Consider the following 21,016-nt stretch of genomic DNA (forward strand, 5'->3'; position numbering starts at 1 on the left):
TTGCCAGAATGTACGTGGTGACCCGAGCCGGGCAACCATTACACAGTTGGCCAGCACTGACCAACTTCATTTGTAGCGGTTACCCTCACCTGTACTCATTCGGCCGGGCCCGCCGATGAGCGACCCACGTAGCGGAAGGATCTGGGAACCTGCGAAAGGATAAGGCGCTTGCGCGACGCCTTCCGGCGGCCGTTGCGGCCGCCGTAATCGCGGTCGAGCTGGGCGGTTGCGGAAGTGCCGACTCGTGGGTAGAAGCGGCCCCCGCACAAGGCTGGCCCGCACAATACGGCGACGCCGCCAACAGCAGCTACACCACGACGAATGGCGCCACCAATCTCACGCTGCGGTGGACGCGTTCGGTCAAAGGAAGCTTGGCTGCCGGACCAGCCCTGAGCGCACGCGGGTACCTCGCGTTAAACGGGCAGACCCCGGCCGGGTGTTCGCTGATGGAGTGGCAGAACGACAACAACGGCCGGCAGCGCTGGTGTGTGCGGCTGGTCCAGGGCGGCGGCTTCGCCGGCCCGTTGTTCGACGGCTTCGACAACCTCTACGTCGGCCAGCCGGGAGCGATAATCTCCTTTCCGCCGACCCAGTGGACGCGCTGGCGCCAGCCCGTGATCGGGATGCCGTCCACCCCGCGGTTTCTGGGGCATGGCCGCCTGCTCGTGAGTACACACCTGGGGCAGCTGCTGGTATTCGATACCCGCCGCGGCATGGTGGTCGGCAGTCCGGTGGACCTGGTGGACGGCATCGATCCCACCGATGCGACACGCGGACTGGCCGACTGCGCGCCAGCCCGGCCGGGCTGCCCGGTCGCGGCCGCCCCTGCGTTCTCGTCGGTCAACGGCACGGTGGTGGTCAGCGTCTGGCAGCCGGGCGAACCGGCCGCGAAGCTGGTCGGGCTGAAATACCACGCTGAGCAACTCGTCCGCGAGTGGACCAGTGACGCTGTCAGCGCGGGCGTGCTGGCCAGCCCAGTGCTCTCCGCCGACGGATCGACGGTCTACGTCAATGGGCGCGACCACCGGCTATGGGCACTCAACGCCGCCGACGGGAAAGCGAAGTGGTCAGCTCCCCTGGGCTTTCTGGCGCAGACGCCGCCCGCACTGACCCCACATGGACTGATCGTGTCCGGCGGGGGCCCCGACACCGCGCTGGCGGCGTTCCGGGATGCCGGTGATCACGCCGAGGGGGCCTGGCGACGCGACGACGTTACTGCGCTGTCGACCGCGAGTCTGGCCGGCACCGGCGTCGGCTATACGGTCATCAGCGGTCCAAACCACGATGGCACGCCCGGTTTGTCGTTGCTGGTCTTCGATCCGGCCAACGGCCACACGGTCAACAGCTATCCGCTACCCGGAGCGACCGGATATCCCGTCGGTGTATCGGTCGGCAACGACCGCCGCGTGGTGACCGCCACCAGCGACGGCCAGGTCTACAGCTTCGCACCTTAGATTGCCAGCGGCGGAATGGCGCTGCGCGGCACCTGGGCTTGGCAAGCGCCGACAAACGACGGCAGCAGCTCACCCTGGGCGAAGTAGAAAATCAGACTGTCGTCGGTGATAGCAAAGTTCTGGTAGTGAGCCGGGTCGAGGCCGGTCGAAGGCAATATCGCGGCACCGAAACCGGTCTGACGTGCCAGCTCGCGCTGAACGATGGGGTAGATGCTGTCCAGTGGCGTGGTGCCGGGCACGAACAACGTGTCGAAGGTGATGGGCTGCGAGGTCGCGAGGTTGTAGTTGAAGGCCTTGTACCAGGTGGACGGATGTGCCCCACCGAGGTCCTGGAAGAATTTGAGCACTACGCTGCGGGTGGCCTGCGGCGGCTGGCCGGAGCTGTGCTGTTCGCTGGTGGCGTCCATTTGGTAGGGCTGGTCTCGCAGCGGGGACCCCTGCGCGACGTTGACGAACCCGTCGCGGTTTTGCGTGATGTAGTCGGTCAGCGCCTGCTGGTCGGGATAGTCGACAGGAAATGTCATATCCAGCATGTACTTAGGGCCCGAGGCGTGCACATGGCAGATCTGGCCGGCCTGCACAGTGCCGCCCAGGCCGGCGCATGACGGCGGCGCACCAGCCGCCGGCCAGCCCACCAGGACCACAGCAACGAGCACTGCGGTCGCTATCAGATAACGCATCGTCTAATCGTCCTCGCAGACCAAAGGCGTTGGCGCAGCTTAGGGGTGACCGCCGCCAGCCTACCCGTGCCGCTACCGGGACGGCCGACACACATAGGCGGTCACATGGCTCAAGGACCCGGCACCAATGCGGGTGATGACCACCGCCAGCGGTCTGCTGCCCCGCAGCCGGAGCCGTCGCCGCAGAGCGTCGGGATCGATCGCAACGCCGCGCACCAGGATTTCGGCTGCCCCGCAATCCAGCGCTGACAGCACCTGACGCAGCCGACGCTCGTCGAAGGCCAGCTGCTCGAGCACCTCGAACCCGCGCAACGCAGGCGGCAGCCGGTCACCGGACAGGTAAGCGATTTGGGGATCGAGCTGCCACAGCCCATGCCGGGCGCCGTAGTTGCGTACCAGGCCGGCACGGACGACGGCGCCGTCGGGGTCGACGATCCATTTCCCGGCGGGCCGCACACCGCAGTCGTCGGGCTCGTCGTCACCGATTTGTTCACCGGAATCGAGGATGCTGGCTCGACGGCGGATACCCGATCCGGCCAACCCGGCCGACCAAAGACATGCTTCTCGAACCCCACCGCGGTATGAGATCACCTCGATCTCGCCCTCGAAACCGAGCCGGCCCACCTCCTCGAAATCTATTCCGGGAGCGCACTTGACGACCACATCACGGCCGCGGTAGCGGTCCAGTAGGGGGCCCAGGCCGGGCTGGTAGTCGGCGAGGTGGAAGCGTCGCCGCCCGTTGCTGCGACGCGCCGGGTCGATGACGACGACCGCGTCGCGGGTCACCGGATGCAGCACATCGGCGCGGCACAGGTCAGCTTCCATTCCCAGGGCGGCCAGGTTGTGGCGCGCCATGGCCAGCCGCACCGGGTCGATATCGCTGCCGACCGCCCGGACAGCTAGCTCGCGCAGCGCGGCCAGCTCGGTGCCGATGGAGCAGGTCGCGTCGTGCACTACCCGACCGGCCAGTCGCCTGGCCCGGTGCCGGGCCACGGGTGCTGCGGTAGCCTGCTGCAGCGCCTCATCGGTGAATAGCCATTGCGACACCCCAACGTTCGGACACAGCTCGCCCAGTTTGCCGGCGGCGCGGCGGCGCAGCAGCGTGGTCTCCACCAGCCACGGCGCCCGATCGCCAAACCGGGCGCGCACCGCGGCGGTGTCGGCAATGCGAGTGGCAGCGGTCAGCTCGAGCTCTGCGACCGCGGCCAGCGCAACCGCACCCGATTCTGACCGCAGATAGCTGACGTCGGCGGTGGTGAACGTGAGACCAGTGAAGCCGCTGGTCAGGACGGCTTAACCCCGGTAATCATCACGTTGTAGAACCAGCCCTTCGGCACCACATGCCGCCAGACGTTGGCGTCCACCCAGCCCAGAGTCTTCCAGCTGGTGAAGGCGAAGCGCGCCCAACCCCAGCCCAGCCGCCCTGGCGGCACCGTGCACTCAAACGTGCGCAACGGCCAACCCAGCATCGCCGCGGTGAACTCCTCGGTGGCGGTTTGGACCTCGACTGCACCCGCGTTGTGCGCGATCCGCTGCAGGTCCTGGGGCGTGAATGTGTGCAGGTCGACCAGGGCCTCCAGCGCCGCGGCGCGCGAGGACTCATCGAGCTCGCCTTGTGGTCGGCGCCAGCCTCTCAGGCCGGGCAGCTTGGTAGCGTTGGTGACGACACGCCAGGTCAGCGTGGACAGTGTGCGAGCGTAGCCGTCGCCGACGGTGGTCGGCTCGCCGGCGAACACGAAGCGCCCGCCCGGCTTGAGTACCCGAACCACCTCCCGCAACGACAGCTCGACGTCGGGAATGTGGTGCAGCACCGCATGCCCGACCACGAGGTCGAAAGCGTCGTCGTCGTACGGGATGCCCTCGGCGTCGGCGACCCGGCCGTCGATGTCTAGCCCCAGCGCTTGCCCATTGCGGGTGGCGACCTTGACCATGCCGGGTGAGAGGTCGGTGACCGATCCACGCCGGGCAACGCCAGCCTGGATCAAGTTGAGCAGGAAGAATCCGGTTCCACAGCCCAGTTCCAGTGCGCGGTCGTAGGGCAGCTGCGCGATGACCTCATCAGGCACGATCGCGTCGAACCGGCCGCGGGCGTAGTCGACGCAACGCTGGTCATAAGAGATCGACCACTTCTCGTCGTAGTTCTCGGCTTCCCAGTCGTGGTAGAGCACCTGGGCGAGCTTGCTGTCGTGCCGAGCTGCGGCCACCTGCTCGGCCGTGGCATGTGGATTGGGAGTGGCGTCGGCGGGGATGTTTGAACTCCTCGTCATATAGGCGAGCCTAACGGCCGCCCCGGTCACCCTTGCTGCCACCACCTTGACCAGCGGCGAACACCTCGACATAGCGCCGACGCTCAGCGGCGATCCGCTCGGCCGGCGCCAGCTCGTAGACGTCGCTGATCCCGGCTTTGGCCGCGGCCAGCGCGTGCGGCGGGCCGTCAAGAAAGCGCCTCGCCCAGGCCGCCGCGGCGTCGTAAACGTCGTCGGGGGCCACCATGTCGTCGATCAGGCCCAGCGCCAAGGCCTCCTCGGCGTCGAAGAAGCGCCCGCTGAACACCAGCTCCTTGGCTCTGCTCGGACCGGCCGCACGGGTCAGCCGGGCCATTCCGTCGCCGCTGGGGATCAGGCCGGCCAGGATCTCGGTCGCGCCGAATTTCACGTTGTCACCGCTGACTCGCCAATCGGCGGCTAGGGCCAGCGTAAGGCCGGCACCCAACGCGTATCCGGTGATGGCGGCCACGGTCGGCTTGGGGATCGCCGCAACGGCGTCGACGGCCTGCTGCCGAATCCGGGCGGCGGTGTCGGCCTCCTGCGCGCTCAATGTCCGCAGTTCGGGCATGTCGTCGCCGGCGGAGAAGATTTCGTGGCCGCCATACAGGATCACTGCGGCCACGTCGTCGCGTCGCCCCAGCTCGTTGGCCGCGGCGACCACTTCCCGGTAGACCTGGCGGGTCATCGCGTTGGTAGGCGGTCGCGATAGGAGCAACATGGCCAGGCCGGCATCCTGGGAGCCGTCACTGACCACGACGTTGACGAACTCGGGCACCGTTGGCGTCACAGCGGCCACCCGGTCGATCCGCCCGATCTCCGGGCCTGGTTATAGCGGTCGGAATCGAAGAACTCGATCTCCCAGTTGTCGCCGTTGCGGGCCAGCTGTGGCTGCACCGGGACGATTTGGCGTTCGACGGCCAGCACGTCGGCAACGGTATGACCGGCCAGCGAGTCCAGTTGCGTCCAGGTCGGCGGCAGCAAGAAGTTGCGGCCGGCGGCGAAGTCGGCGATAGCGTCGGCTGGCAACACCCAACCAGCCCGGTCGGATTCGGTGTTCTCGCCGTCGGCGCGCTGACCTTCAGGTAGGGCACCCACAAAGAAGTAGGTGTCGTAGCGCCGGGTCAGTTCGGCCTCCGGGGTGACCCAGTTGGCCCAGGGCCGTAGCAGGTCGGATCGCAGCACCAGCTTTTCCCGCTGCAGGAAGTCCGCGAAGGACAGCGTCCGGTCGGCCAGTGCGCGACGCGCGTCGCCGTACACCGAGGCATCCGAGACGATGCTGTTCGGTGCCGAATGGTCCTGATCGACCGGCCCGGCGAATAGCACCCCCGACTCCTCGAACGTCTCGCGGGCCGCCGCGCAGACCAAGGCTTCGGCGAGATCAGGCTCGATGCCGAACCGCTGCGCCCACCACTGCGGCGGCGGACCGGCCCATGCCCCCAGCCGGCCCAAGTCGGCGTCGCGGTCGCGGTCGTCGACTCCCCCGCCGGGAAACACCATTACCCCGGCGGCGAAATCCATCGCAGCGTGCCGCCGCATCAAGAAGACGGCCAGACCGGACGCTGATCCGGCGTCCGGGTCGCGGACCAACATCACGGTCGCCGCCGGCCTCGGTGTAGGCGGGGGTACTAGTGGCTCGCGAGGTGAATTCATGACTGTCTCCGATGGGCTGCTCGGCTGCGACGCCGTCGGGCGAAATATCGCCCGTCGGCCACCTCCAGCGTGATCTCCTGGCCAAACGCGGTGGACAGGTTCTCGGCGGTCAGCGCGTCGGGAAGCAAGCCCGCGGCAACCACCCGGGCCTCCGACAGCAGCAGGCAATGGCTGAAGCCGGGCGGAATCTCCTCGACGTGGTGGGTGACCAGAACCAGCGCGGGCGCGTCAGGGTCGGCTGCCAGGTCGGCCAGCCGGGCGACCAATTCCTCTCGGCCACCTAAGTCCAGGCCGGCGGCGGGTTCGTCGAGCAGCAGCAGCTCTGGATCTGTCATCAAAGCCCGCGCAATCAGCACTCGCTTGCGCTCGCCCTCCGACAGTGTTCCGTATGTGCGGTTGGCCAAATGCTCAGCGCCCAGGCTCTCCAGCATGTCGATCGCGCGGTGGTAGTCGACGGCCTCGTAGCGCTCGCGCCACCGGCCCAACACTGCATAGCCGGCGGAGACGACAAGATCGCGGACGCGTTCGTCGCCGGGCACCCGCTCCGCCAGCGCCGAGGAACTGAGCCCGACCCGAGCACGCAGTTCCGAGACGTCAACCCGGCCTAGCCGCTCACCGAGCACAAAGGCCACCCCCGACGACGGATGCTCAGCCGCGGCGGCAATGCGCAGCAATGACGTCTTGCCGGCCCCGTTGGGGCCGACGATCACCCAGCGTTCGTCGAGTTCGACCGCCCAATCCAGCGGGCCGACCAGCGTGCGCCCATTACGGCGCAGGGACACGTTTCGGAAATCGATCAGCAGGTCGGGGTCGGCCGCATCAGGGCCGCCGTTGTCGAGCACCCGACTATCGTGCCGCATGCTCCGCGAGCAACCTAGTCGGCCGGGATTTCGACGCGACGCACCCCACAGTCGCCGGCGTCGGCGGCCTCGATCTCACCGCGAGTCACGCCCAACAAGAACAACACCGTGTCCAGGTACGGATGGCTCAACGACGCATCGGCGACCTCACGCAACGCCGGCTTGGCGTTGAATGCTATTCCCAGCCCGGCCGCGCCCAGCATGTCGATATCGTTGGCGCCGTCGCCGACCGCGACGGTCTGCTCCATCGGCACCCCATACTGGCTCGCGAAGTCCCGAAGCGCCTTGGCCTTGCCGGGCCGGTCAACAATCGGCCCCACGACCCGGCCGGTAAGAATGCCATCGACGATTTCCAGCTCGTTGGACGCAACGAAATCCAACATCAACTCGCGTGCGAGCGGCTCGATGATCCGCCGAAAGCCGCCGGAAACCACACCGCAGCGAAAACCCAGACGCCGCAAGGTCCGGATCGTGGTCCGAGCACCGGGCATCAGTTCGAGCTGCTCGGCGACGTCGTCTATCACCGTCGCGGGCAGCCCCGCCAAGGTGGCAACACGACGCTGCAGCGACTCGGCGAAGTCCAGCTCACCACGCATCGCGGCCTCGGTGATCGCGGCGACCTGTCCCTGGGCACCCGCACGGGCTGCCAGCATCTCGATGACCTCGCCTTGGACCAGAGTGGAGTCGACGTCGAAGACGATCAGGCGTTTGGTGCGCCAAGCCAAGCCGTAGTCCTCGACGGCCACATCGACATGCTCTTCGGCGGCCACCTTGGTCAGGGCGATCTGCAGCGGACCCACGCATCCAGGCGGCACCGAGACCCGCAACTCCAGGCCGGTGACCGGGTAGTCGGAAATGCCGCGGATGAAGTCGATGTTGACGCCGAGTGCGGCCACTTCCCTGGCCACCGCGCTGAACGCTCCGGCGGTAATCGGGCGTCCCAGCACGAAAATGGTGTGGGTGGACGGTTGCCGAATGATTGGCAGATCGTCGCTGCGCTCGATGGCGACGTCTAGACCCACCCCGTGGATGGCGGCCGCGACGTCGTCGCGCAGCGCGGTACCGTCGGCAACGTCCAGCGGGCACGACACCAGCACACCCAGCGTGAGCCGGCCCCGGATCACCACTTGTTCGACGTTGAGCAGCTCGACTCCGTGCTGCGCGAGCACCTCGAAGAGCGCGGATGTCACGCCTGGCTGATCCATGCCGGTGACCGTGATCAGCACCGACACCTTGGCTGGCATGCTCACCTTCAGATGGGGCCCAACCGGTACGGCCCCATCAGCTCGAAGTCACCATGGCGGGCTCGTCATGATGACGCCCGACGTGGGCCTCGGCGCGAAGGCGTTCCACCATATGCGGGTAGTGCAGTTCGAACGCGGGACGCTCGGAGCGGATGCGAGGCAGCTCGGTGAAGTTGTGCCGCGGCGGCGGACAACTTGTCGCCCACTCCAGCGAATTCCCGTACCCCCACGGGTCGTCGACGGTGACCACCTCGCCGTAGCGCCAGCTCTTGAAGACGTTCCACACGAACGGGAACATCGACGCACCCAGGATGAAGGCCCCGATCGTCGAGACGACGTTGAGACCCTGGAAGCCGTCGGTGGGTAGGTAGTCGGCGTAGCGACGCGGCATACCCTCGTCGCCCAACCAGTGCTGCACCAGGAACGTGGTGTGAAAACCGATGAACGTCAACCAGAAGTGCAGTTTGCCCAACCGCTCGTCGAGCAGCCGGCCGGTCATCTTGGGGAACCAGAAATAGATGCCGGCGAAGGTGGCGAACACGATCGTGCCGAACAGCACGTAGTGAAAGTGTGCAACCACGAAATAGCTATCGGTGACGTGGAAGTCCAGCGGCGGGCTGGCCAGCAGCACACCGGTGAGTCCGCCCAGCAAGAAGGTGACCATGAAGCCCACCGAAAACAACATCGGGGTTTCAAAGGTCAATTGCCCCTTCCACATGGTGCCGATCCAGTTGAAAAACTTGATCCCGGTCGGCACCGCGATCAGATACGTCATGAAAGAGAAGAAGGGAAGCAGGACGGCTCCGGTCGCGAACATGTGGTGCGCCCATACCGCGACCGACAACGCGGCGATCGACAGCGTCGCATAAACCAGCGTGGTGTAACCGAAGATCGGCTTGCGGGAAAACACCGGGAAGATCTCCGAGACGATCCCGAAAAACGGCAGCGCGATGATGTAGACCTCGGGGTGGCCGAAGAACCAAAACAGGTGCTGCCACAGCAGGACTCCGCCATTGGCGGCGTCATAGATGTGAGCTCCCAGATGCCGGTCGGCGGCCAGCCCGAACAATGCCGCCGTGAGCAGCGGGAACGCAATCAATATCAGGATGGACGTCACCATGATGTTCCAGGTGAAGATCGGCATCCGGAACATCGTCATCCCGGGTGCGCGCATGCACACCACGGTGGTGATCATGTTGACCGCGCCCAGGATGGTGCCCAGACCCGCAACGATCAAACCCATGATCCACAGGTCGCCCCCGGCGCCGGGCGAGTGAATGGCGTCGGTCAGCGGCGTGTAGGCGGTCCACCCGAAGTCCGCGGCCCCGCCCGGAGTGATGAAGCCGGCTGCCCCGATGGTGGCGCCAAATACGAACAGCCAGAACGAAAAGGCGTTCAGCCGGGGGAAGGCCACGTCGGGTGCGCCGATCTGCAGCGGCAGCACCAGGTTGGCGAAACCAAACACAATCGGCGTGGCATAGAACAGCAGCATGATCGTGCCGTGCATGGTGAACAACTGGTTGAACTGCTCATTCGACAAGAACTGCAGACCGGGTGCGGCCAGCTCGGTCCGCATCAACAACGCCAGCAGGCCACCGATGAAGAAAAAGCTTATGCACGCGACGCAGTACATGATGCCGATCATCTTGTGATCGGTGGTGGTGATCAGCTTGTAGACCAGGCTCCCCTTGGGACCGGTGCGGGCCGGGTAAGGACGAATGGCTTCGAGTTCTCCCAGCGGGGGCGCTTCGGCTGTCAACGCACTCCTCCAAACATCCAGCCCGGACCGGGCCAAAACCCAGTATTGAGAGGCATCTTAGCCCTCGATCAGGCTGGCGGCAGGCCTGGTCCTACAAACCGTCGTAAATGCCAGACTCCGCCGGCGGGCCGTTGCAGACCAACGCTTTCCGCCCGCGCGAATCGGGGTCGACGGCTGGCCGAGTGCTACCGTCGAACGCGTGCTGTCCGGCGGGATGCGATCCACTGTTGCTGTCGCCGTAGCGGCAGCCGTGATCGCAGCGTCCAGTGGTTGCGGCTCCGATCAACCGGCCCATAAGGCGTCACAATCGATGATCACGCCCACCACCCAGATCGCCGGCGCCGGGGTGCTGGGAAACGACAGAAAGCCGGATGAGTCGTGCGCGCGTGCGGCGGCCGCGGCCGATCCGGGGCCACCGACCCGACCAGCGCACAATGCGGCGGGAGTCAGCCCGGAGATGGTGCAGGTGCCGGCGGAGGCGCAGCGCATCGTGGTGCTCTCCGGTGACCAGCTCGACGCGCTGTGCGCGCTGGGCCTGCAATCGCGGATCGTCGCCGCCGCGTTGCCGAACAGCTCCTCAAGTCAACCTTCCTATCTGGGCACGACCGTGCATGATCTGCCCGGTGTCGGTACTCGCAGCGCCCCCGACCTGCGCGCCATTGCGGCGGCTCACCCGGATCTGATCCTGGGTTCGCAGGGTTTGACGCCGCAGTTGTATCCGCAGCTGGCGGCGATCGCCCCGACGGTGTTTACCGCGGCACCGGGCGCGGACTGGGAAAATAACCTGCGTGGTGTCGGTGCCGCCACGGCCCGTATCGCCGCGGTGGACGCGCTGATCACCGGGTTCGCCGAACACGCCACCCAGGTCGGGACCAAGCATGACGCGACCCACTTCCAAGCGTCGATCGTGCAGCTGACCGCCAACACCATGCGGGTATACGGCGCCAACAACTTCCCGGCCAGCGTGCTGAGCGCGGTCGGCGTCGACCGACCGCCGTCTCAACGGTTCACCGACAAGGCCTACATCGAGATCGGCACCACGGCCGCCGACCTGGCGAAATCACCGGACTTCTCGGCGGCCGACGCCGATATCGTCTACCTGTCGTGCGCGTCGGAAGCAGCCGCGGAACGCGCGGCCGTCATCCTGGATAGCGACCCATGGCGCAAGCTGTCCGCCAACCGTGACAACCGGGTCTTCGTCGTCAACGACCAGGTATGGCAGACCGGCGAGGGTATGGTCGCTGCCCGCGGCATTGTCGATGATCTGCGCTGGGTCGACGCGCCGATCAACTAGTGAGGCGCAGCGCTAGGCTTTGGGATACCCACAGCTAAAAAGTTAATCAAAGAAACGAAGAGGGTTGCCATGAGCACTGTTGCCGCCTACGCCGCCATGTCGGCGACCGAACCCCTGACCAAGACCACGATCACCCGTCGCGACCCGGGCCCGCACGACGTGGCGATCGACATCAAGTTCGCCGGAATCTGTCACTCGGACATCCATACCGTCAAAGCCGAGTGGGGCCAACCGAATTACCCTGTGGTCCCTGGCCACGAGATCGCCGGCGTGGTGACCGCCGTGGGCTCGGAGGTGACCAAGTACCGGCAGGGCGACCGCGTTGGGGTTGGCTGTTTCGTGGACTCGTGCCGCGAGTGCAACAGTTGCACGCGCGGCATCGAACAGTACTGCAAGCCGGGCGCAAACTTCACCTACAACTCGATCGGCAAAGACGGCCAGCCAACCCAGGGCGGCTACAGCGAAGCGATCGTCGTCGACGAAAACTACGTGTTGCGCATACCCGACGTGCTGCCCCTGGATGTGGCGGCGCCGCTGTTGTGCGCGGGCATCACGCTGTACTCGCCACTGCGCCACTGGAATACCGGGGCGAACACGCGGGTGGCGATCATCGGCCTAGGCGGACTGGGTCACATGGGCGTCAAGCTGGGCGCCGCGATGGGCGCCGACGTGACGGTGCTGTCCCAATCGCTGAAGAAAATGGAGGACGGTCTGCGCTTGGGGGCCAAGAGCTACTACGCGACCGCCGACCCGGACACCTTCCGCAAGCTGCGCGGCGGCTTCGACCTGATCCTGAACACCGTCTCGGCTAATTTGGACCTCGGCCAGTACCTGAACCTGCTGGACGTCGACGGCACACTCGTGGAACTGGGTATCCCCGAGCACCCCATGGCCGTGCCGGCGTTCGCGCTAGCGCTCATGCGACGCAGCCTGGCCGGGTCCAACATCGGCGGGATCGCCGAGACCCAGGAGATGCTCAATTTCTGTGCCGAGCACGGCGTGACACCCGAAATCGAGCTGATTGAACCGGACTACATCAACGACGCCTACGAGCGCGTGCTGGCCAGCGACGTGCGCTACCGCTTCGTCATCGACATCTCAGCCCTGTGAGGCCGGTGCGCGATCACTTCCGGATTCGGACTCGCCGACGTCGACGCCGGCCAGCGGCCATCCGGCGGCGGCCAGGATGCCTGCCACCCGTTGGATGTTTTCCGGTCCGGCGTCGTGATGGGTCACCTCGGAGATGAACTCGGCGATCTCGTCGCGGTCGATCACACGGTCCGCCACGGCGGGCGACCCGTTCTCGGTGAAGTGGCGCACCACCTCCCCGATCTGCTCCTCGGTCAGCGGGGTGCTGCGCAATAGCGACAGCAGCGCCACCCGGTCCGGCCCGGGGACGCCCTCGGGGTAGCCAACCTGAAGCCAGCGCAGCACCGAACGGAAGAAATGCGGGTGCGAGAACGTTTTCGTCACCCCACCAGTCTCAAGGTTTCGACATCACTCGCGCCAGTGTGGTGCGGCGCGATTCAGACAATTCACGAGGCGTTCACCACGATCGCGAGCCCATGGACCCATGAGCCCGTGACATTCTGCAGCGTCGTCTAGCGGGACGGCAACGACGAACTGGGTTTTCACCCCGCTCGATTTTTCACCCCGCTCGATTAGGTGGCGTTTGGCAAGCTGGCTCGCGCGCTGCGGGGCAAGGCCATCTGGCGTTGCGCTGTCACGCGCTGGAGTGCCCTCGTGAGAAATGACCGGCCCCGGGCAGCGGACGTCGACGGTGTCAGGCCGGCCAGTCGCCGCGGGTCAAAGAGCTTGGCGTGACGCTCCACCGGTAGCTATCGGATTCCAGAAGCTTGGGCAGCCAATTGTCCCAGGTGCCAGTCGCGCCGCCAGCGGTATGCACCGCGGTACGCGCGGCAACAAACGCCTTGTGACGAGCGCGTCCGAGCGGTCATCGGCCTCCACCGTCATGCACAGCTCCTTCTCCAGGTCTACGCCGACGTCGCGGTCCACATTGGTGAGCTTGGCGAATGCCTCGGCAACCTCGTCGAAATGCGCCTCCGCGTCCGCATCGAACGGTCCGCCCATGTCAAAGATCAACTCGACGTAGTAGCTAGTTACCGCATCAGGTCAGTGTTTGCTGGCCTCGGAGTCCGGCCGAACAATGGCCCATTTTCCCGCGACTCTAGAAGTCCCAGTCATCGTCCTCGGTGACGACCGCCTTGCCGATCACATAGCTCGACCCGGATCCGGAGAAGAAGTCATGGTTCTCGTCGGCGTTGGGTGACAGCGCCGACAGGATGGCCGGGTTCACGTCGGTCTCATCGCGGGGGAACAGCGCCTCATAGCCGAGGTTCATCAGCGCCTTGTTGGCGTTGTAGCGCAAGAACTTCTTGACGTCCTCGGTTAGCCCGACCTCGTCGTAGAGGTCCTGGGTGTATTCCACCTCGTTGTCGTAGAGCTCGAACAGTAGCTCGTAGGTGTAGTCCTTGAGCTCGGCGCGCGTGACGTCGTCAACCAACGCCAGACCACGCTGGAACTTATAGCCGATGTAGTAACCGTGCACGGCCTCGTCGCGGATGATCAGCCGGATCATGTCGGCGGTGTTGGTCAACTTGGCCCGACTCGACCAGTACATCGGCAGGTAGAACCCAGAGTAGAACAGGAAGCTCTCCAGCAGGGTGGAGGCCACCTTGCGCTTGAGCGGCTCGTCGCCGCGGTAGTACTGCAGCACGATCTCGGCCTTGCGCTGCAGATTGCGATTTTCCTCCGACCAGCGGAAGGCGTCGTCGATCTCGGCGGTGGAACACAGCGTGGAGAAGATCTGGCTGTAGCTCTTGGCGTGCACCGACTCCATAAACGCGATGTTGGTCAACACCGCCTCCTCATGCGGAGTCAGCGCGTCGGGAATCAGGCTGACCGCACCAACGGTGCCCTGGATGGTGTCCAGCATGGTCAGGCCGGTGAAGACCCGCATGGTTAGTTGCTTCTCGCCGGCGGTCAGGGTGCCCCACGACGGGATGTCATTGGACACCGGCACCTTCTCGGGCAGCCAGAAGTTTCCGGTCAGCCGATCCCAGACCTCGGCGTCCTTCTCATCTTGCAGTCGGTTCCAGTTGATCGCTGAGACTCGATCAATTAGCTTTGCGTTTCCAGTCACCAGAACCCCACTTCACCAGGACAACAAGCTGCCTTGCTAGGCCTCAAACACTACCCCTGGGGTCCGACAAGGTACTGCAACACAAGAAGTTGTGTTTGCGTGTCGCGAATCCGCTCGCCTGTTTCGCCGGCTAGTTCGCCGCAGCGACCGTCGCGCGGTCGCTCGACAAACCGTTGCCGATCCCGAAGAACCGGTACTCGGCGGGGTTGACCGAGCGGGTGGTCAGCCAGTATTGCCAGGTGTAGCCGCACCAGAGCACGGTGTTCTTGCCGTGCTCGTCGAGATACCAGCTGCGGCAGCCGCCACTGTTCCACACCGACCCAGCCAGCCTGCGCTGCAGCTCCTGGTTGAACCGGTCTTGCGCCTCGCGGGTGGGGGCCAGCGCTTGCACGCCCATCCGGTCGCATTTCGCGATCGCATCGGCCACGTAATGGATCTGCGATTCGATCATGAACACCACGGAGTTGTGTCCCAGCCCAGTGTTCGGCCCCAGCAGGAAGAACAGGTTGGGCATGTTGGCGACGGTGATCCCGCGGTGTGCACCGATGCCCTCACGGTTCCAGCGGTCGACCAGGTCCTCGCCGTGACGCCCCTTGATCTGCACATAGGTATAGGAGTCGGTGACGTGGAAGCCGGTGGCGTACACGATCACATCGGCTTCCCGGAAGACCTCACGGCCAGTGCCGTCGGCGGTGACGATCCCGTCGTGCGTGATCCGGTCGATGCGGTCGGTGATCAGTTCGGTCTTCGGGTCCGCCACCGCGGGGTAATAGGTAGAGGAGTTCAGGATCCGTTTGCAGCCGATGCGATACCGCGGCGTCAGCTTGCGCCGCAGCTCGCGATCCTTCACCGATCGACGAATATTGTATTTGGCATAGGCCTCGATGATCTTCAACGTGTTGGGCCGCTTGGTCATGCCGTAGGCCAGCGCCTCCTGGGCCCAGTAGATGCCGAGGCGCAACAGTGCCCGTAGCCCGGGGACGGTTCGCAACGCCCGGCGCAGCGACACCGGCAGCTCTTCGTTGGTGCGCGGGACCACCCACGGCGGGGTGCGCTGATAGAGCTGAAGTTCGGCGACCTGGCCGACGATCTCGGGCACGATCTGGATCGCGCTGGCACCGGTCCCGACGATCGCCACCCGCTTGCCGGTCAGGTCGATACTGTGGTCCCACTGGGCGGAATGGAAAGCGGGGCCGGCGAATTCGTCGCGACCTGCGATCTCGGGGAAGGACGGGATGTGCAACGCACCGGCCCCGGAGATCAGGAACTGCGCGACGTATTCACGCCCGTCGGCGGTGAACACGTGCCAGCGGCATTCGTCGTCGTCCCAGTAGCCGCGATCGACGAGCGAATTGAACTCGATGTAGCGGCGCAGGCCGTACTTGTCGGTGACCCCTTTGAGGTAGCCCAAGATTTCGTCCCAGTAGGAAAACAGGTGTTTCCAGTCCGCCTTGGGCTCGAACGAGAAGGAGTACAGGTGCGACGGGATGTCGCACGCGCAGCCGGGGTAGGTGTTGTCGCGCCAGGTGCCGCCGACGTCGTCGGCTTTCTCCAATATGACGAAGTCCACTCCTTGCTTTTGCAGTGCGATGGCCATGCCCAAACCGGAGAATCCGGTTCCGATGATGACGGCGCGGGTACGTACCGGCGGCTGGTTGGCCGGGCTTGGCGTGGACGGCTTGGCAGCCGTATCGGCAATGCTCACAATGGATCGGTCTTCCTGTTCAGCGGCGAGTTTGGCGCTTCAGTCACCCTCGCCGGCGCAAATACCCAGTACCCAGGGTATCGGATATGACGAGTGTTGTTGATTGCCGCAGCGATGTCAACGGCCGCCGCGCTCAACGCACGGCGGGATTGTTGGGTACCGCGTCGTGGATCGGTTGGTCAGGGTCGACCGCGATGCCCAGCGCTTCGGCGGTGCCGACGATCACGCCCATCATGATGGTGGTCAGATGCGCCACGAACTGCTCACGCGGCATGCGGCGCGGGCTGTCGGGTTCGGGGCCCAACCACCACTCGGTTGCCGATGCGGCCGATCCGAACGCCGCGAATGCGGCGAGTTCGAGCGCGGCTCGATTCAGCTCCATCTCGCGCAGCTCGTTGTTGAACATCTCGGCCATGGCCAGCGTGATCTCCCGGCCTTCGTTGAGGGTGCGTACCGTCGCCTCGGACTGCTTTGCCGAGCGGCCCTGAATGAACACCCGCAGCACGTTGGGGTGCTGGTCGACGAGGTTGACGTACTCCTCGACGCTGCGCCGGATAACTTCGCGGGCAGAGTCGGTGGCTAAGTCGAGCGACGGGAAGATCGCCGCCCACAGCATGTCACGCAGTCGCATCCCGATAGCCTCGAGCAAATCGGACTTGTCGGTGAAATGCCGATAGATCTTGGGCTTGGCGGTGCCGGCCTCTTCGGCGATTTGGCGCACACTCAGCTCGGGGCCCAGCCGGTCGATAGCGCGGAACGCCGCGTCGACGATTTCGTTGCGCACCTTCTTGCGGTGCTCACGCCACCGTTCACTGCGGGCGTCGACTTTCACCCCCGGCTTTGCACTGGGGTGGGGTCGGGGGATTCTGACCACATCAAGCACCTTACCGCGTTGCAAGCGCTGACCTGGGCAGACTGGCCACGCCAGGCTTGGTTGAATGTGAGGTTCACGACGCGACACGCCGCGAAGCCGTCGCCACTTTCACTCTGGCGCGCCGGTGCTACAGCATGCAGGACACGCAACCCTCGACCTCGGTGCCCTCCAACGCCATCTGCCGCAGCCGGATGTAGTACAGCGTCTTGATCCCCTTGCGCCAGGCGTAAATCTGCGCCTTGTTCACGTCGCGGGTGGTGGCGGTGTCTTTGAAGAACAACGTCAGCGAAAGCCCTTGATCCACATGCTGGGTGGCCGCCGCGTAGGTGTCGATGATCTTCTCGTAACCGATCTCGTAGGCGTCTTCGTAGTACTCCAGGTTGTCGTTGGTCATATACGGCGCCGGGTAGTAGACCCGCCCGATCTTGCCTTCCTTGCGGATCTCGACCTTCGACACGATCGGGTGAATCGACGACGTCGAATGGTTGATGTAGGAAATCGACCCGGTCGGCGGCACCGCCTGCAGGTTCTGGTTGTAGATGCCGTGCGCTTGCACCGACTCCTTGAGCCGACGCCAGTCGTCCTGCGTTGGGATGCGGATGCCGGCGTCGGCGAACAGCTGGCGTACCTTCTGGGTCTTCGGCTCCCAAATCTGGTCGGTGTACTTGTCGAAGAATTCCCCGGACGCGTACTTGGACCGCTCGAAACCCTTGAAGTGCGTGCCGCGTTCGATCGCGATGCGGTTGGATGCCCGCAACGCGTGATACAGCACCGTATAGAAGTAGATGTTGGTGAAGTCGATGCCTTCGTCGGATCCGTAGAAGATGCGTTCCCGGGCCAGGTAGCCGTGCAGGTTCATCTGTCCTAGCCCGATCGCGTGGGAGTCGTTGTTGCCCTGCTCGATTGAGGGCACCGACTTGATATGGGTTTGGTCGCTCACCGCGGTCAACGCGCGGATCGCCACCTCGATCGTCTGCGCGAAGTCCGGCGAGTCCATCGTCTTGGCGATGTTCAGCGACCCCAGGTTGCACGAAATGTCTTTGCCCACTTTGGCATACGACAAGTCCTCGTTGAACAATGACGGCGTAGACACTTGCAGGATCTCCGAGCACAGGTTGCTGTGCGTGATCTTGCCATCAATTGGATTAGCGCGATTGACGGTGTCTTCGAACATGATATAGGGGTAGCCGGACTCGAACTGCAGCTCGGCCAGCGTCTGGAAGAACTCCCGTGCCTTGATCTTGGTCTTGCGGATGCGCGCGTCATCGACCATTTCGTAGTACTTCTCGGTGACCGAGATGTCAGCGAACGGCACACCGTAGACCCGCTCGACATCGTAGGGCGAGAACAGGTACATGTCATCGTTGCGCTTGGCCAACTCGAAGGTGATGTCGGGGATCACCACCCCCAGACTCAGCGTCTTGATCCGGATCTTCTCGTCGGCGTTCTCACGCTTGGTGTCCAGGAATCGGTAGATGTCGGGGTGATGGGCGTGCAGGTACACCGCGCCGGCACCTTGACGAGCGCCCAGCTGGTTGGCGTAGGAGAACGCATCCTCCAGCAACTTCATGATGGGGATGACGCCCGAGGACTGGTTCTCGATGTTCTTGATCGGCGCGCCGTGCTCGCGAATGTTGGTCAGCAGCAACGCCACTCCCCCGCCACGCTTGGATAGCTGCAGCGCGGAGTTGATCGACCGTCCGATCGACTCCATGTTGTCTTCGACGCGAAGCAAAAAACAGCTCACGGGCTCCCCGCGCTGCTTCTTGCCAGAATTCAAAAACGTCGGTGTGGCGGGCTGGAAGCGGCCGTCGATGATCTCGTCGACCAGCAGCTCGGCAAGTGCGGTATCGCCGGCGGCCAACGTTAGCGCCACCATGACCACGCGGTCCTCGAAGCGCTCCAGATAGCGCTTCCCGTCAAAGGTTTTCAGCGTGTAGGAGGTGTAGTACTTGAACGCACCCAAAAACGTCGGAAACCGGAACTTTTTGGCGTAGGCGCGGTCTAGCAGCGTCTTGACGAAGTTGCGCGAGTACTGGTCGAGAACCTCACGCTCGTAGTAATTCTCGCGGATCAGGTAGTCGAGCTTCTCGTCCTGATTATGGAAGAAGACCGTGTTCTGATTGACATGCTGCAAAAAGTACTGGTGGGCTGCTTCCCGATCCTTGTCGAACTGGATCTTGCCGTCCGCGTCGTACAGGTTCAGCATCGCGTTCAGCGCGTGATAGTCCGTTTCGCCCGGCCCCCCAGAGTAAGAGGCGTGCGCGCCGGAGGCTACAGGCTCTGCAATGACGGTTGGTGGCACGTCTGTTCCTTCCAGAATTCAGCGAGACCGGTGCGGACGGCGGCGACGTCGTCCTCGGTGCCCATCAGTTCGAAGCGGTATAGGTAGGGAACGCTACATTTTCGGGAGACGACGTCGCCGGCGTAGCAGAACTCGGCACCGAAGTTGGTATTGCCGGCAGCGATGACCCCGCGCAGCTGCGCTCGATTGTGGTCGTTGTTCAAGAAGGCAATGACCTGTTTGGGGACGTATCCGCCGGCATCGAGACCCGGGTTGGCCCGGCCGCCACCGTAGGTGGGCAGTATCAGCACGTACGGCTCGTCGACCTCGATCCGGCCATGCAGCGGTATCCGCGTGGCGGGAATACCCAGTTTCTGCACAAAGCGGTGGGTGTTCTCCGACACGCTGGAGAAATAGACCAGGCTGCGCCCCGCGATATCCATGGCACCGCAATCTTCCTTATCTATGTCTGCCGCGCTAGGCGGTCAGCGCTGCCCCGGCGAGCGCCTTGATGCGATCGGGGCGGAAACCCGACCAGTGGTCGTTTCCGGCGACCACGACGGGTGCTTGTAGGTAACCCAGCGCCATCACGTAGTCCCGCGCTTCGGAATCCAGGCTGATATCAACCTTCTGGTAGGCGATGCCCTGCTTGTCCAGCGCCTTGGAGGTGGCACTGCACTGTACGCACGCGGGCTTAGTGTAAACGGTCACGGTCATGGGCGTACCGCTCCTTTGCGGAAATCGGGAATCTGACAGGATCTGGCAACGACTCAAGTAGTGCATCTTCGATATGTTGAGCGGCCCGACAAGGCTCCAGATTCCCGTCATAGCGCGACCACGTCCGTCGACCTGGCGATGCCGATGCCGGGAAGTTCATCGCGCCCCGTGGATCTGGTGAGACCTGGTGAACCTGGGATCTGCCGGTACTCGAAAACACTACACCTAGGGGGTGGCACGGAGAAGAGATACAAGATGTTCTGAATAACATTTTCGAAATTCCCTGGTCGTAAGCCTGGCTCGAGCACCGCGGCGGCGTGTCGCAGATCACCTCAGCCGCCGCCATACCCGTCTGACCCGATATATCACCGGCCACCGACAACGTCGCCGCTAGCTTCCCGCCGAACCGCTACCAGCAAAGCCGATGGAGCCGCTATTGGCTGACCCGCCTCGGCCCAGGGATCAGCCGACCTCAGCGGCCAAGTTGCCGACGGCGTCGCGCACATTCGCCGCCAGCCCGGCGTCGTCCGCGACCGACTTGCCCAGAGTTTGGAACGGCACCGACAGTTTGATCGCATCGACCACCCGCGTGCCAGCGATGCTGAACGACTTGCGAGTCTCGTCGTGCGCCCATACCCCGCCGTAGCGGCCCATGGAGCCGCCGATCACGGCCAACGGCTTGTCCTTCAACGCGCCATCGCCGAATGGCCTGGACAGCCAGTCGATCGCGTTCTTGATCACGGCCGGAATGCTGCCGTTGTATTCCGGCGTGACCACCAAGGCAGCGTGCGCGTCAGACGCGGCCTCCCGCAACGCGCTCACCGGCGCCGGCACCTCCGTCGCTGTGTCGATGTCTTCGTTGTAGAACGGCAGGTCCCCCAGCCCCTCGAACATGGTGACGGTGACGCCGTCCGGAGCGACCTTGGCAGCCAGCTCGGCGATCTGGCGGTTGAACGACGCCGCGCGCAGGCTTCCCACTAAGGCCAAGATTTTGATGTCGGACTTGGTATCTGACACTGCTACGTTCCTTTCCGCTTGTTGGTCCACGTCCTTGCACGAGCCAAC

At 64.5% G+C, this 21,016-nt stretch carries 20 protein-coding genes; 3 read left to right on the forward strand and 17 right to left on the reverse strand.

Annotated elements, in window-relative coordinates; translation table 11 throughout:
- Window positions 1-206: 206 nt before the first annotated feature.
- Entirely contained in the window at window positions 207-1,454 is a 1,248-nt protein-coding gene (locus FF952_RS16015; protein ID WP_193586988.1) for an outer membrane protein assembly factor BamB family protein, read from the forward strand.
- On the opposite strand, the gene FF952_RS16020 is transcribed toward FF952_RS16015, so the two are convergent.
- From FF952_RS16020 to ctaD, 8 genes are all read right to left on the reverse strand, one after another.
- Entirely contained in the window at window positions 1,451-2,134 is a 684-nt protein-coding gene (locus FF952_RS16020; RefSeq protein ID WP_003415939.1) for an esterase, read from the reverse strand. The two genes, FF952_RS16015 and FF952_RS16020, sit on opposite strands and share 4 nt — an antisense overlap.
- Before the next feature lie 72 nt (window positions 2,135-2,206).
- Window positions 2,207-3,421: a class I SAM-dependent methyltransferase gene (locus FF952_RS16025; RefSeq protein ID WP_014585367.1), complete on the reverse strand. Its 1,215-nt coding sequence runs from the start codon at window positions 3,419-3,421 to the stop codon at window positions 2,207-2,209.
- Entirely contained in the window at window positions 3,418-4,401 is a 984-nt protein-coding gene (locus tag FF952_RS16030; protein WP_003415941.1) for a class I SAM-dependent methyltransferase, read from the reverse strand. The genes FF952_RS16025 and FF952_RS16030 overlap by 4 nt, the downstream gene beginning before the upstream one ends.
- Before the next feature lie 10 nt (window positions 4,402-4,411).
- The gene (locus tag FF952_RS16035; RefSeq protein WP_003415942.1) at window positions 4,412-5,176 is read right to left on the reverse strand and encodes an enoyl-CoA hydratase; all 765 of its coding nucleotides are present in this window, start codon (window positions 5,174-5,176) and stop codon (window positions 4,412-4,414) included.
- 8 nt (window positions 5,177-5,184) lie between these two features.
- Window positions 5,185-6,051 (reverse strand): NUDIX hydrolase, encoded by an 867-nt coding sequence (locus FF952_RS16040; RefSeq protein ID WP_003415943.1) that lies wholly within the window; start codon window positions 6,049-6,051, stop codon window positions 5,185-5,187.
- Complete coding sequence (locus FF952_RS16045; RefSeq protein WP_003415944.1) at window positions 6,048-6,911, reverse strand: ABC transporter ATP-binding protein; 864 nt, start codon at window positions 6,909-6,911, stop codon at window positions 6,048-6,050. Before FF952_RS16045 ends, FF952_RS16040 begins: the two co-directional genes overlap by 4 nt.
- 14 nt (window positions 6,912-6,925) lie before the next feature.
- Entirely contained in the window at window positions 6,926-8,155 is a 1,230-nt protein-coding gene (gene serB, locus FF952_RS16050; protein ID WP_003415945.1) for a phosphoserine phosphatase SerB, read from the reverse strand.
- A 37-nt stretch (window positions 8,156-8,192) separates the two neighbouring features.
- The gene (ctaD, locus tag FF952_RS16055) at window positions 8,193-9,914 is read right to left on the reverse strand and encodes an aa3-type cytochrome oxidase subunit I (RefSeq protein ID WP_003415946.1); all 1,722 of its coding nucleotides are present in this window, start codon (window positions 9,912-9,914) and stop codon (window positions 8,193-8,195) included.
- Window positions 9,915-10,128: 214 nt separating this feature from the next.
- On the opposite strand from ctaD, the gene FF952_RS16060 reads away from it, so the two are divergent.
- Window positions 10,129-11,208, forward strand: coding sequence for an iron-siderophore ABC transporter substrate-binding protein (locus FF952_RS16060; RefSeq protein WP_003415959.1), 1,080 nt, complete (start codon window positions 10,129-10,131; stop codon window positions 11,206-11,208).
- Window positions 11,209-11,277: 69 nt separating this feature from the next.
- Complete coding sequence (locus tag FF952_RS16065) at window positions 11,278-12,318, forward strand: NAD(P)-dependent alcohol dehydrogenase (RefSeq protein ID WP_003904154.1); 1,041 nt, start codon at window positions 11,278-11,280, stop codon at window positions 12,316-12,318.
- Here the strand turns inward: FF952_RS16065 and FF952_RS16070 are convergent.
- The 9 genes from FF952_RS16070 to FF952_RS16110 all read right to left on the reverse strand — a co-directional run bounded on the left by FF952_RS16070 (window position 12,307) and on the right by FF952_RS16110 (window position 20,968).
- Window positions 12,307-12,681: a DUF3349 domain-containing protein gene (locus tag FF952_RS16070; protein WP_003415968.1), complete on the reverse strand. Its 375-nt coding sequence runs from the start codon at window positions 12,679-12,681 to the stop codon at window positions 12,307-12,309. The genes FF952_RS16065 and FF952_RS16070 overlap by 12 nt on opposite strands.
- Before the next feature lie 333 nt (window positions 12,682-13,014).
- Window positions 13,015-13,299, reverse strand: coding sequence for a hypothetical protein (locus FF952_RS16075; protein WP_003899894.1), 285 nt, complete (start codon window positions 13,297-13,299; stop codon window positions 13,015-13,017).
- A gap of 97 nt (window positions 13,300-13,396) precedes the next feature.
- Window positions 13,397-14,371 carry a class 1b ribonucleoside-diphosphate reductase subunit beta gene (nrdF, locus tag FF952_RS16080; protein ID WP_003415973.1) on the reverse strand — a complete coding sequence of 325 codons (975 nt, stop codon included), beginning with the start codon at window positions 14,369-14,371 and terminating at the stop codon, window positions 13,397-13,399.
- A gap of 130 nt (window positions 14,372-14,501) precedes the next feature.
- On the reverse strand, window positions 14,502-16,076 hold the full coding sequence (locus tag FF952_RS16085; RefSeq protein WP_003899895.1) for a flavin-containing monooxygenase: 1,575 nt from the start codon (window positions 16,074-16,076) through the stop codon (window positions 14,502-14,504).
- Between the two features lie 133 nt (window positions 16,077-16,209).
- Window positions 16,210-16,950, reverse strand: a complete 741-nt coding sequence (locus FF952_RS16090; protein ID WP_003415979.1) for a TetR/AcrR family transcriptional regulator — start codon at window positions 16,948-16,950, stop codon at window positions 16,210-16,212.
- A gap of 127 nt (window positions 16,951-17,077) precedes the next feature.
- Window positions 17,078-19,255 carry a class 1b ribonucleoside-diphosphate reductase subunit alpha gene (gene nrdE / locus FF952_RS16095; RefSeq protein WP_003914457.1) on the reverse strand — a complete coding sequence of 726 codons (2,178 nt, stop codon included), beginning with the start codon at window positions 19,253-19,255 and terminating at the stop codon, window positions 17,078-17,080.
- A complete protein-coding gene (nrdI, locus tag FF952_RS16100; RefSeq protein ID WP_003415981.1) occupies window positions 19,225-19,677 on the reverse strand; it encodes a class Ib ribonucleoside-diphosphate reductase assembly flavoprotein NrdI in 453 nt (150 codons plus the stop codon). The genes nrdE and nrdI overlap by 31 nt, the downstream gene beginning before the upstream one ends.
- 34 nt (window positions 19,678-19,711) lie before the next feature.
- Complete coding sequence (nrdH, locus tag FF952_RS16105) at window positions 19,712-19,951, reverse strand: redoxin NrdH (RefSeq protein ID WP_003415982.1); 240 nt, start codon at window positions 19,949-19,951, stop codon at window positions 19,712-19,714.
- Between the two features lie 462 nt (window positions 19,952-20,413).
- Complete coding sequence (locus FF952_RS16110; protein WP_003415983.1) at window positions 20,414-20,968, reverse strand: NAD(P)H-dependent oxidoreductase; 555 nt, start codon at window positions 20,966-20,968, stop codon at window positions 20,414-20,416.
- Between the last annotated feature and the right edge of the window lie 48 nt (window positions 20,969-21,016).

Origin of the sequence: Mycobacterium tuberculosis complex sp. N0072 (assembly GCF_030323725.1) — a bacterium.
GTDB lineage: Bacteria > Actinomycetota > Actinomycetes > Mycobacteriales > Mycobacteriaceae > Mycobacterium > Mycobacterium tuberculosis.

What these genes read in the sequence shown, in the direction of transcription:
- FF952_RS16075 (WP_003899894.1), bottom strand. Translation starts at nt 13,299, where the DNA reads ATGGGCGGACCGTTCGATGCGGACGCGGAGGCGCATTTCGACGAGGTT.
- FF952_RS16040 (WP_003415943.1), bottom strand. Translation starts at nt 6,051, where the DNA reads ATGAATTCACCTCGCGAGCCACTAGTACCCCCGCCTACACCGAGGCCG.
- FF952_RS16020 (WP_003415939.1), bottom strand. Translation starts at nt 2,134, where the DNA reads ATGCGTTATCTGATAGCGACCGCAGTGCTCGTTGCTGTGGTCCTGGTG.
- nrdI (WP_003415981.1), bottom strand. Translation starts at nt 19,677, where the DNA reads ATGGATATCGCGGGGCGCAGCCTGGTCTATTTCTCCAGCGTGTCGGAG.
- FF952_RS16060 (WP_003415959.1), top strand. Translation starts at nt 10,129, where the DNA reads ATGCGATCCACTGTTGCTGTCGCCGTAGCGGCAGCCGTGATCGCAGCG.
- FF952_RS16030 (WP_003415941.1), bottom strand. Translation starts at nt 4,401, where the DNA reads ATGACGAGGAGTTCAAACATCCCCGCCGACGCCACTCCCAATCCACAT.
- serB (WP_003415945.1), bottom strand. Translation starts at nt 8,155, where the DNA reads ATGCCAGCCAAGGTGTCGGTGCTGATCACGGTCACCGGCATGGATCAG.
- FF952_RS16065 (WP_003904154.1), top strand. Translation starts at nt 11,278, where the DNA reads ATGAGCACTGTTGCCGCCTACGCCGCCATGTCGGCGACCGAACCCCTG.
- FF952_RS16045 (WP_003415944.1), bottom strand. Translation starts at nt 6,911, where the DNA reads ATGCGGCACGATAGTCGGGTGCTCGACAACGGCGGCCCTGATGCGGCC.
- nrdH (WP_003415982.1), bottom strand. Translation starts at nt 19,951, where the DNA reads ATGACCGTGACCGTTTACACTAAGCCCGCGTGCGTACAGTGCAGTGCC.